At 62.0% G+C, this 13,915-nt stretch carries 1 protein-coding gene; it reads left to right on the top strand.

The features are described from left to right. The first annotated feature begins 332 nt into the window (after nucleotides 1-332). A complete protein-coding gene (locus BLW70_RS30040) occupies nucleotides 333-13,805 on the top strand; it encodes a retention module-containing protein (RefSeq protein WP_074872415.1) in 13,473 nt (4,490 codons plus the stop codon). The last annotated feature ends 110 nt before the right edge of the window (nucleotides 13,806-13,915 follow it).

The raw sequence follows: 13,915 nt of genomic DNA, 5'->3' as shown, positions 1-13,915 counted from the left end.
GTCTTGAGTCACTGCAGATCGTGCCGCTGCATCGGATGATGACATCCGGAATGACCGTATGTCGGAAAGTTGCATTTTGGAACTGCATCACACTCTCTGGCACGTGCCAGCACTTAAATATCAATGTGACATTACGGAAGCGAGTGTTTAGGATGGCGGGCAAGAGGTCAATAGTTTGGCATAAAGTTTATATCGAAAAAATATAGCCAATTTATTGACTAATACCCGCGTCAAAGTTGTGCCTCTTATATCTTGAATGAACGTCCAGACTGTTTGGCAAACACGCCGCCAGATTCATGGAAGTCAACTGAATGCGACACCCGGAGAGTCTTATGAGCAGTGTTGTGGCCATCGTCAAAAGCATTGTCGGTCAGGTTTTCGCGGTGTCCCCAGAGGGCGTGCGCCGCTTACTCGTTGAAGGCGATCGGTTGTTTGTCGGCGATCAGGTAGACACCGGCGCAGCGGGCGCCGTTACGCTTGAGCTGGCTGACGGCCGGACCCTGGACCTGGGCCGCGACACTCAGTGGAGCGGCAGCGCGCCGGATTCCAGCGCTGACCTTGCGCAAGCCACTGCACAAGCTGCGCCATCGGTTGAAGAGCTGCAGCAAGCCATCGTTGCCGGCGCCGACCCGACCACCGATCTTGAAGCCACCGCAGCCGGCCCGACAGCTGCAGGCACAGGCGGCGCAGCAGGTGGCGGCCACAGCTTCGTGATGCTGGATGCAACCGCTGGCCGGGTCGACCCGACCATTGGTTTCCCAACCGACGGCCCTGATTCCACCGCCACAGCCACCACGCTCGATATCGGCAATCAGAACACCACGGCCACCAACGTTCCGAGCGTACTGACCGCTGATACTGGCACACAGGCCGAAGACAGCGTCGCGACCGGCAATGTCCTGACCAACGATAGCGATGCCGATACGCCTCTCAGCGTCTCCAGCTTCACCGTCGCCGGCATGGCCGGCAGTTTCACCGCAGGCCAGACGGCGACCATCGTCGGCGTCGGCACATTGACCATCGGCACCAATGGCAACTACACCTTTACTCCAGACGCCAACTACAACGGCGCCGTGCCGCAAGTCACGTACACCACCAACACCGGCTTGACCAGCACGCTGGATCTCACCGTGACAGCGGTCGATGATCCGAGCGTTTTGACTGCAGACACCCAAACCATCGCAGAAGACACCCCTGCGATCGGTAATGTGCTGAGTAACGACAGCGACATCGACAACGTCCTGAGCGTGTCCACCTTCAGCATCGCCGGCGTCAATGGCACTTTCACAGCTGGCCAGACCGCCTCCATTGCCAACGTTGGCACCCTGGTCATTGCGGCCGATGGCGCCTACACCTTTACCCCGGTGGCCAACTACAACGGCACGGTGCCGACGGTCAGCTATACCGTCATTGACGGCTCTGGTTCTGGGGTCTCGTCGACCTTGGACATTGATGTGACCCCGGTTGATGACAGCTTCATCGATGCCAGCGAAACGGTCTCCGGCCTGGAGGATGCCCCGGTGACCGGCAGCGTGCTTAACGGGACGTCGAGCGTTGATGGCCCGGTCAGCGTGCTCAACTTCACCATCGGCGAAACCACCTACGCCGCCGGCAGCACGGCGACCCTCGCCAACGTTGGCACCCTGGTGATCGGAACGAACGGCGCCTACACCTTTACCCCGGCGACCAACTACAACGGCAGCGTGCCGACGGTGAGCTACACCGTCACCGACGGTTCGGGCAGCAATGTCACCTCGACCCTCAACATCAGCGTCACCCCGGTCGATGACAGCTTCACCGACATCAGCGAAACCGTGACCACCAGCGAAGACGCTGCAGTCAGTGGCAGCGTCCTCACCGGCACCAGCAGCGTCGACGGCGACGTCAGCGTGGTTAACTTCACCATCGGTGCGACCACTTACGCGGCAGGCGCCACGGCGACTATCGCCAACGTCGGCACCCTGGTGCTTGCCGCCAATGGCGCCTACACCTTCACCCCGGCGGCCAACTACAACGGCACGGTGCCGACGGTCAGCTACACCGTCACCGACGGCTCCGGTACTGACGTCACGTCGACCCTGAACATCAACGTCACCCCGGTGGATGACAGCTTCACCGACGTCAGCGAAACCGTGACCACCAGCGAAGACGCCCCGGTAACCGGCAGCGTCCTCACCGGCACCAGCAGCGTCGACGGCGATGTCAGCGTGGTTAACTTCACCATCGGTGCGACCACTTACGCGGCCGGCAGCACCGCGACCATCGCCAATGTCGGCACCCTGGTGCTCGCCGCCAACGGGGCGTACACCTTCACCCCGGCCGCCAACTACAACGGCACAGTGCCGACGGTGAGCTACACCGTCACTGACGGCTCCGGTTCTGACGTCACCTCGACCCTGAACATCAGCGTCACCCCGGTCGATGACAGCTTCACCGACATCAGCGAAACCGTGACCACCAGCGAAGACGCTGCAGTCAGTGGCAGCGTCCTCACCGGCACCAGCAGCGTCGACGGCGACGTCAGCGTGGTTAACTTCACCATCGGTGCGACCACTTACGCGGCAGGCGCCACGGCGACTATCGCCAACGTCGGCACCCTGGTGCTTGCCGCCAATGGCGCCTACACCTTCACCCCGGCGGCCAACTACAACGGCACGGTGCCGACGGTCAGCTACACCGTCACCGACGGCTCCGGTACTGACGTCACGTCGACCCTGAACATCAACGTCACCCCGGTGGATGACAGCTTCACCGACGTCAGCGAAACCGTGACCACCTCCGAAGACGCCCCGGTGACCGGCAGCGTCCTCACCGGCACCAGCAGCGTCGACGGCGACGTCAGCGTGGTCAACTTCACGGTTGGCGGTACCCAGTACCAAGCCGGCAGCACCGCGACCATCGCCAATGTCGGCACCCTAGTGATCGGAACGAACGGTGCCTACACCTTCACTCCGGCGGCCAACTACAACGGCACGGTGCCGACGGTCAGCTACACCGTCACCGACGGCTCCGGTACTGACGTCACGTCGACCCTCAACATCAGCGTCACCCCGGTCGATGACAGCTTCACCGACATCAGCGAAACCGTGACCACCAGCGAAGACGCCCCGGTGACCGGCAGCGTCCTCACCGGCACCAGCAGCGTCGATGGCGACGTCAGCGTGGTCAACTTCACGGTTGGCGGTACCCAGTACCAGGCCGGTGACACCGCCACTATTGCCAACGTTGGCACCCTGGTGCTCGCCGCCAACGGCGCCTACACCTTCACCCCGGCCGCCAACTACAACGGCACAGTGCCGACGGTGAGCTACACCGTCACTGACGGCTCCGGTTCTGACGTCACCTCGACCCTGAACATCAACGTCACCCCGGTCGACGACAGCTTCACCGACATCAGCGAAACCGTGACCACTTCCGAAGACGCCCCGGTCACCGGCAGCGTGCTCACCGGTACCAGCAGCGTCGATGGCGACGTCAGCGTGGTCAACTTCACGGTTGGCGGTACCCAGTACCAGGCCGGTGACACCGCCACTATTGCTAACGTTGGCACCCTGGTGCTTGCCGCCAACGGGGCGTACACCTTCACCCCGGCGGCCAACTACAACGGCACAGTGCCAACAGTCAGCTACACCGTCACCGACGGCTCTGGTTCTGACGTCACCTCGACCCTGAACATCAACGTCACCCCGGTGGATGACAGCTTCACCGACGTCAGCGAAACCGTGACCACCAGCGAAGACGCCCCGGTGACCGGCAGCGTCCTCACCGGCACCAGCAGCGTCGACGGCGACGTCAGCGTGGTCAACTTCACGGTTGGCGGTACCCAGTACCAAGCCGGCAGCACCGCGACCATCGCCAATGTCGGCACCCTGGTGCTCGGCGCCAACGGGGCGTACACCTTCACCCCGGCCGCCAACTACAACGGTGCGGTGCCAACAGTCAGCTACACCGTCACCGACGGCTCCGGTTCTGACGTCACCTCGACCCTGAACATCAGCGTCACCCCGGTCGATGACAGCTTCACCGACATCAGCGAAACCGTGACCACCAGCGAAGACGCCCCGGTCAGCGGCAGTGTGCTCACCGGTACCAGCAGCGTCGATGGCGACGTCAGCGTGGTCAACTTCACGGTTGGCGGTACCCAGTACCAAGCCGGTGACACCGCGACCATCACTAACGTCGGCACCCTGGTGCTCGGCGCCAACGGGGCGTACACCTTCACCCCGGCCGCCAACTACAACGGTGCGGTGCCAACAGTCAGCTACACCGTCACCGACGGCTCCGGTTCTGACGTCACCTCGACCCTGAACATCAGCGTCACCCCGGTCGATGACAGCTTCACCGACATCAGCGAAACCGTGACCACCAGCGAAGACGCTGCAGTCAGTGGCAGCGTCCTCACCGGCACCAGCAGCGTCGACGGCGACGTCAGCGTGGTTAACTTCACCATCGGTGCGACCACTTACGCGGCCGGCAGCACCGCCACCATCGCCAATGTCGGCACCCTGGTGCTCGCCGCCAACGGCGCCTACACCTTCACCCCGGCCGCCAACTACAACGGCACAGTGCCTACGGTGAGCTACACCGTCACTGACGGCTCCGGTTCTGACGTCACCTCGACCCTGAACATCAGCGTCACCCCGGTCGATGACAGCTTCACCGACATCAGCGAAACCGTGACCACCAGCGAAGACGCCCCCGTGACCGGCAGCGTGCTCACCGGCACCAGCAGCGTTGACGGCGACGTCAGCGTGGTTAACTTCACCATCGGTGCGACCACTTACGCGGCCGGTGACACCGCGACCATCGCCAATGTCGGCACCCTGGTGCTCGGCGCCAACGGGGCGTACACCTTCACCCCGGCCGCCAACTACAACGGCACAGTGCCGACGGTGAGCTACACCGTCACTGACGGCTCCGGTTCTGACGTCACCTCGACCCTCAACATCAACGTCACCCCGGTCGACGACAGCTTCACCGACATCAGCGAAACCGTGACCACCTCCGAAGACGCCCCGGTGACCGGCAGCGTCCTCACCGGCACCAGCAGCGTTGACGGCGACGTCAGTGTGGTCAACTTCACGGTCGGCGGTACCCAGTACCAGGCCGGTGACACCGCGACCATCACTAACGTCGGCACCCTGGTGCTCGGCGCTAACGGGGCGTACACCTTTACCCCGGCGGCCAACTACAACGGCACGGTACCGACAGTCAGCTACACCGTCACTGACGGCTCCGGTTCTGACGTCACCTCGACCCTCAACATCAACGTCACCCCGGTCGACGACAGCTTCACCGACATCAGCGAAACCGTGACCACCTCCGAAGACGCCCCGGTGACCGGCAGCGTCCTCACCGGCACCAGCAGCGTTGACGGCGACGTCAGTGTGGTCAACTTCACGGTCGGCGGTACCCAGTACCAGGCCGGTGACACCGCGACCATCACTAACGTCGGCACCCTGGTGCTCGGCGCTAACGGGGCGTACACCTTTACCCCGGCGGCCAACTACAACGGCACGGTACCGACAGTCAGCTACACCGTCACTGACGGCTCCGGTTCTGACGTCACCTCGACCCTCAACATCAACGTCACCCCGGTCGACGACAGCTTCACCGACATCAGCGAAACCGTGACCACCTCCGAAGACGCCCCGGTGACCGGCAGCGTCCTCACCGGCACCAGCAGCGTTGACGGCGACGTCAGCGTGGTCAACTTCACGGTTGGCGGCACCCAGTACCAGGCCGGTGACACCGCGACCATCGCCAACGTCGGCACCCTGGTGCTCGGCACGAACGGTGCCTACACCTTCACCCCGGTGGCCAACTACAACGGCACAGTGCCAACGGTCAGCTACACCGTCACTGACGGCTCCGGTTCTGACGTCACCTCGACCTTGAACATCAACGTCACCCCGGTCGACGACAGCTTCACCGACATCAGCGAAACCGTGACCACCTCCGAAGACGCCCCGGTGACCGGCAGCGTCCTCACCGGCACCAGCAGCGTTGACGGCGACGTCAGCGTGGTCAACTTCACGGTTGGCGGTACCCAGTACCAGGCCGGCAGCACCGCGACCATCGCCAATGTCGGCACCCTGGTGCTCGCCGCCAACGGCGCCTACACCTTCACCCCGGTGGCCAACTACAACGGCACAGTGCCAACGGTCAGCTACACCGTCACTGACGGCTCCGGTTCTGACGTCACCTCGACCTTGAACATCAACGTCACCCCGGTCGACGACAGCTTCACCGACATCAGCGAAACCGTGACCACCAGCGAAGACGCCCCGGTCAACGGCAGCGTCCTCACCGGCACCAGCAGCGTTGACGGCGACGTCAGCGTGGTCAACTTCACGGTTGGCGGTACCCAGTACCAGGCCGGCAGCACCGCGACCCTCGCCAACGTCGGCACCCTGGTGATCGGCACGAACGGTGCCTACACCTTTACCCCGGCAACCAACTACAACGGCACGGTGCCAACGGTCAGCTACACCGTCACCGACGGCTCCGGCAGCAATGTCACCTCGACCCTGAACATCAGCGTCACCCCGGTCGATGACCCAAGCGTCCTGACCGCGGATACCAACACTGTCGATGAAGACCACGTTACAACTGGCAACGTGCTCGGCAATGACAGCGATGTCGACAATGCACTGAGTGTCGCGACATTCACCGTACAAGGCGTCACCGGTTCCTTTACCGCGGGTCAAGTCGCGACTATCGCCGGCGTCGGCACTGTGACTATCGCCGCCAACGGCGATTACAGTTTCACCCCCACGGCGAACTGGAATGGCACCGCTCCGCAGATCAGCTATATCACCAACACCAATTCCATCAGCACGCTGGACATCAAGGTCAACCCGGTCAACGACGCTCCGACCGTCAGCACCTCCTCGGCCACTGGTAATGAAGATCAGTTGATCGCCGTGCAACTTGGCGGCAATGACATCGACGGCACTGTCGGGCACTTCAACCTGACCAGCCTGCCGGCCAATGGTGTGTTTTACGCTGACGCTGCCGGGACCATCGCGTTGACCACCAGCAGTGTCATCTCCGCAACCGCCAACGGCGCAACGGTTTACTTCAAGCCTACCGGCGACTGGAGTGGCACCACCCAATTCACCTACACCTCGACCGATAACCAGGGCATGCCCTCTGCGTCTTCGGCAACCGGCACCATTGTCGTCGCTCCAATAACCGATACCCCAAGCCTGTCACTGACGGGTGGCGGTACGGTCGTCTCGACCGACTTCCAGGAAGTCGCGCTGAACAACGGCCATGGCGACGTCAATGTCAGCCAGCTCGGCAACGGCGTTTGGCACACTGACAACAGAGGTGGCATGGTCGAAATCGGCAAGGCCAGCGTCTATGGTGCCGGCGGCGATAACCAGGTCATTGAACTGGAGCGCAACGCCGGCGATGCGAGCAACCTCTACACCACTATCGATGCCAAGGCCGGCAGCACCTATAACGTGTCGTTCGACTACGCACCGCGTGCAGGTGTGGTGAATTCGCACATCAATGTGTACTGGGGCGACCAACTCATTGGCACCTTGAACACCACGACCACCGGCATGCAGCACTACAGTTTCGACATTCCGGTCACTGCCGATGGCAACCAGAAACTCGAGTTCCGCGCCGGGGACAGAAACAGCCTGGGCGGCGTGCTGGATAACATCGATGTCACCCAGGTGCTCAACTCGGGCCTTGAAGACCAAGCGATCCTGTTGTCGACCATCCAGGCCCACACCAACGACGTCGATGGTTCGGAAACACTCACTCTCACCCTGAACGGCTTGCCGGCGGGTTCCAGACTCACCGACGGCACCCACACCTTCAATGCTGCCGACGGCTCGACGTCGGTGGACATTACTGGCTGGAACCTGTCCACGCTCAAGCTGACACCGCCGACGAACTTCAATGGCGACATCCCCCTGACTGTCACGGCCACCGCCAAAGACGGCGATGCCCCAAGCGCCAGCACGTCGCTGCCGTTGGTGGTGCACGTCGGTGCCGTCGATGACGCAAGCGTGCTGCAGGCGGACAAGATCACGGTCGACGAAGACCACAACGCGACCGGTAACGTGCTGGGCAACGACAGCGATGTCGATAACGTCCTGAGCGTCACCAGCTTCAACGTGACCGGGGTCAACGGCAACTTCACGGCGGGCCAGACCGCGACCATTAACGGTGTCGGAACGCTGATCATCGCCAGCAACGGCGACTACACCTTCAAGCCGGCTGCCGACTGGAACGGCAACGTTCCACAGGTGACATACACCACCAGCACCGGCTCGAGCAGTACCCTGAACATCAGCGTTACGCCGGTTAATGACAACTTCTCCGATGTCAGTGAAATCGTCACCGTCAACGAAGACTCCGTGGCCACCGGCAGCGTGCTGTCGGGCACTTCGAGCGTCGACGGCCCGGTCAGCGTGATCAACTTCACCGTTGGGGCGACCACTTACACGGCTGGAAGTACAGCGACTATCGCCAATGTCGGCACCCTGGTGATCGGGGCGAGCGGAGCTTATACCTTCACTCCGACTGCCAATTACAACGGCAGCGTGCCGAGCGTCAGCTACACCGTCACCGACGGCTCCGGCAACAACGTTACCTCGACCCTGAACATCAGCGTCACGCCGGTCAACGACAACTTCACCGACATCAGCGAAACCGTGACCACGGGCGAAGATGCCCCGGTCAGCGGCAGCGTTCTTAACGGGACGTCGAGCGTTGATGGCCCGGTCAGTGTGCTCAACTTCACGGTTGGCGGTACCCAGTACGCCGCCGGTAGCACCGCGACCATCGCCAACGTCGGCACCTTGGTGCTTGCCGCCAATGGCGACTACACCTTCACCCCGGCAACCGACTACAACGGCAGCGTGCCGGCGGTCAGCTACACCGTCACCGACGGTTCCGGCAGCAACGTCACCTCGACCCTCAACATCAGCGTCACCCCGGTCGATGACAGCTTCACCGACATCAGCGAAACCGTGACCACCAGCGAAGATGCCTCGGTCAGCGGCAGCGTTCTTAATGGGACGTCGAGTGTTGATGGCCCGGTCAGTGTGCTCAACTTCACGGTCGGCGGTACCCAGTACGCCGCCGGCAGCACCGCGACCGTCGCGAACGTCGGCACCCTGGTGATCGGAACGAACGGCGCCTACACCTTCACTCCGGCCCCCAACTACAACGGCACGGTGCCGACCGTCAGCTACACCGTCACCGACGGCTCCGGCAGCAATGTCACCTCGACCTTGAACATCAGCGTCACCCCGGTCGACGACAGCTTCACCGACATCAGCGAAACCATCTCCACCCCGGAAGACACCGCCGTTACCGGCAGCGTCCTCACCGGCACCAGCAGCGTTGACGGCGACGTCAGCGTGGTCAGCTTCACCGTCGGTGCGACCACTTACGCCGCCGGCAGCACCGCGACCCTCGCCAATGTCGGCACCTTGGTGCTTGCCGCCAATGGCGACTACACCTTCACCCCGGCAACCAACTACAACGGCACGGTGCCGGCGGTCAGCTATACCGTCACCGACGGTTCCGGCAGCAATGTCAGCTCGACCCTCAACATCAGCGTCACCCCGGTCGATGACAGCTTCACCGACATCAGCGAAACCGTGACCACCTCCGAAGACGCCCCGGTGACCGGCAGCGTGCTTACCGGCACCAGCAGCGTTGACGGCGACGTCAGCGTGGTTAACTTCACCATCGGTGCGACCACTTACGCGGCCGGCAGCACCGCGACCATCGTCAACGTCGGTACCCTGGTGCTTGCCGCCAACGGCGACTACACCTTCACCCCGGCAACCAACTACAACGGCACGGTGCCGGCGGTCAGCTATACCGTCACCGACGGTTCCGGCAGCAACGTCACCTCGACCCTCAACATCAGCATTACCCCGGTCGACGACAGCTTCACCGACATCAGCGAAACCATCTCCACCCCGGAAGACACTGCCGTTACCGGCAGCGTCCTCACCGGCACCAGCAGCGTTGACGGCGACGTCAGCGTGGTCAACTTCACCGTCGGTGCGACCACTTACGCCGCTGGCAGCACCGCGACCCTCGCCAATGTCGGCACCTTGGTGCTTGCCGCCAATGGCGACTACACCTTCACCCCGGCAACCAACTACAACGGCACGGTGCCGGCGGTCAGCTATACCGTCACCGACGGTTCCGGCAGCAATGTCAGCTCGACCCTCAACATCAGCGTCACCCCGGTCGATGACAGCTTCACCGACATCAGCGAAACCGTGACCACCAGCGAAGACGCCTCGGTCAGCGGCAGCGTTCTTAATGGGACGTCGAGTGTTGATGGCCCGGTCAGTGTGCTCAACTTCACCATCGGCGAAACCACCTACGCCGCTGGCAGCACCGCGACCGTCGCCAACGTCGGCACCCTGGTGATCGGAACGAACGGCGCCTACACCTTCACTCCGGCCCCCAACTACAACGGCACGGTGCCGACCGTCAGCTATACCGTCACCGACGGTTCCGGCAGCAATGTCACCTCGACCTTGAACATCAACGTCACCCCGGTCGATGACAGCTTCACCGACATCAGCGAAACCGTGACCACCAGCGAAGATGCCCCGGTCAGCGGCAGCGTTCTTAATGGGACGTCGAGTGTTGATGGCCCGGTCAGTGTGCTCAACTTCACGGTCGGCGGTACCCAGTACGCCGCCGGTAGCACCGCGACCGTCGCGAACGTCGGCACCCTGGTGATCGGAACGAACGGCGCCTACACCTTCACTCCGGCCCCCAACTACAACGGCACGGTGCCGACCGTCAGCTATACCGTCACCGACGGCTCCGGCAGCAATGTCACCTCGACCTTGAACATCAGCGTCACCCCGGTCGACGACAGCTTCACCGACATCAGCGAAACCATCTCCACCCCGGAAGACACCGCCGTTACCGGCAGCGTCCTCACCGGCACCAGCAGCGTTGACGGCGACGTCAGCGTGGTCAACTTCACCGTCGGTGCGACCACTTACGCCGCTGGCAGCACCGCGACCCTCGCCAATGTCGGCACCTTGGTGCTTGCCGCCAATGGCGACTACACCTTCACCCCGGCAACCAACTACAACGGCACGGTGCCGGCGGTCAGCTATACCGTCACCGACGGTTCCGGGTCTGACGTCACCTCGACCCTGAACATCAGCGTCACTCCGGTCGATGACAGCTTCATCGACGCCAACGAATCGGTTTCCACCCCGGAAGACACCGCCATTACCGGTAGCGTCCTTACTGATACCAGCAGCGTCGATGGCCCGGTCAGCGTGCTCAACTTCACCGTCGGTGCGACCACTTACACAGCAGGCAGCACAGCGACCATCGCCAACGTCGGCACCCTGGTCATCGGGGCGAACGGTGCTTACACCTTCACCCCGGTCGCCAACTACAACGGCACGGTCCCGACGGTCAGCTACACCGTCACCGACGGTTCGGGCACCAACGACACCTCGAGCCTGAATATCAGCGTCACCCCGGTCGATGACCCGAGTGTGCTGACGACTGACATCAACACCGTCCTCGAGGACAAGATCGCTACCGGTAACGTACTGACTAATGACCGCGATGTGGATAACGTCCTGAGCGTGGCCAAGTTCACGGTGGGTGGCACCGAGTACACCGCAGGCGCCACAGCGATCATCGCCAACATCGGCACCTTGGTGCTGGCGGCGAACGGGGCTTACACCTTCACCCCGGCCAGCAATTGGAGCGGCAACGTTCCGACTGTGACCTACACCACCAGCACCGGTTCGAGCACCACCCTGGATATCAATGTGACCGCGGTCGCAGATGCACCGATCGTGACCGCCACCACTACTCAGGTGGCCGAGAACGGCAGCGTTGCGTTGGGCTTGAAGGTCACGTCGCCGGACACTGATGGTTCTGAAACCCAGACCATCACCACCATCGGCGGCATCCCGGCAGGTGCAACCCTGACCGATGGCACGCACACCTTCACCGGCACGACCGGTAACGCTGTCGTCAACCTCAGCGGCTGGGATGTGAGCAAGTTGAGCTACACCCCGGCACCCTACGCCACCGGTACCAACACGCTGACCGTTACGGCAGTCTCGACCGAAAGCCAGGGTGACTCGGCCAGCAATTCGACACAGATTCCGATCACGATCAATCCGGCGGTCTACAACGCCATCACCGCCACGGCGGCTGATGACACCGTAACCGGCACTGGCGGCAACGACATCATGATCGCCGACATCGGCGGGCTGACCGTGGTGCCGGGCACCAATTACAACATCGCGTTCATGGTCGACAGCTCGGGCAGCATGAGCGACGCCTCGGTCAAGGCTGCGAAGGACTCACTGACGTCGGTGTTCAACACGCTCAAGCAGAGCATGGGCGGCAACTCGGGGACGGTGAATATCTTCCTGGTGGACTTCGATACCCAGGTCAACAAGTCGGTATCGGTCAACCTGAACGATCCGAACGCCCTGACCGAGCTCAAATCGGTACTGGACTCGATGTCGTCCGGCGGTGTGACCAACTACGAAGATGTATTCAAAACCACGGCCAATTGGTTCCAGAGCGCTGACGCCGTGGCCAACATCGGGGCGAAGAACCTCACGTACTTCATCACCGACGGCCAGCCGAACTACTACCAGAGTGGCGAACAGACCAACCCGACGCTGTACGGCAACGTGAAGCTCGATGACGTGGTGAAAACCAGCAATTACAAGCCGGGAGACACCTTCTCCACGACAATCGACAGTACTCACAAACTGACCATCGACAGGGACGGGAATGCGACGCTGTACACCTTAAACGGCTCCAAGAACTGGAAAGCCAGTGACGTGGGTACCGTTCACGCGCAGGGCGATGGTACTTACGAGTTGTCCTACACGACGGGCAGCGGCAGTGATCAGACGATTGTCGATAACTCCACTTCCAGTTTTGCGCTGCTGAGCAATGTGTCCAACGTTGAAGCCATTGGTCTGAACAAGGGCGTCACCCTTACCGACCTGAGACCATACGACTCGGACGATACGCCGCAAACCAACATTGATCCGAGTAACTTGGCCAACTCGATCATCGGTCACACCGAAGCGACGCAACCAGGTTCCGACACGGTCAATGGCGGTGACGGCAACGACATCCTGTTCGGCGATCTGGTGAGCTTCAACGGTGTCGCCGGTGAGGGTTATCAGGCAATGCAGGCGTTCGTTGCCCAGCAAACCGGCGTGGACGTCAGCAAAGTCACGACCAGCAACGTGCATCAGTTCATCACCGAGCACTACACCGCGTTCGATGTGTCCGGGGCGCATGACGGCAATGACTCGCTGCTGGGCGGTACCGGCAATGACATTCTCTTCGGCCAGGGTGGCAACGACCTCCTTGACGCCGGCAAGGGCAATGACATCCTGCTTGGTGGCAGCGGCAACGACTCGCTGATGGGCGGTCAGGGCAACGATATCCTGATCGGCGGCTCGGGCGCCGACACCTTCGTCTGGAAAGCGGGCGACACCGGCACTGACGTGATCAAGGACTTCAAGGCCAGTGAAGGTGATCGCATCGACCTGCGTGATCTGTTGCAGAACGAGAGCGGCAGCACCATCGACAACTTCCTGAAGATCACCACCGTGGATGGCGTTTCGTCCCTGCAAGTCAGCTCCGCCGGCAAGTTCAACGGCGCTGACGCCGCAGCGGCGCAACCCGATGTGACGATCAAACTGGAAGGCAACAACTGGTCCAGCGCCAGCATCAACTCGTTGATTGCCGGTAGCGACCCGACCATCAAAATCGATCACAGCAACAGCTGATCCAACGAAAAACGGCCACCCTTATGGGGTGGCCGTTATTTTTGCGCCCAACCCCCGGTGACGATTTCGTCGCCGCACCGCATACTCGCGTCCAGTTGGCCTATGCTGCT

It is taken from the genome of Pseudomonas frederiksbergensis (genome assembly GCF_900105495.1).
Classification (GTDB): Bacteria; Pseudomonadota; Gammaproteobacteria; order Pseudomonadales; family Pseudomonadaceae; genus Aquipseudomonas; species Aquipseudomonas frederiksbergensis.
Note: the sequence above shows the minus strand (reverse complement) of the source record. Positions and strands in the feature narration are given on the sequence as shown.

What these genes read in the sequence shown, in the direction of transcription:
- BLW70_RS30040 (WP_074872415.1), top strand. Translation starts at nt 333, where the DNA reads ATGAGCAGTGTTGTGGCCATCGTCAAAAGCATTGTCGGTCAGGTTTTC.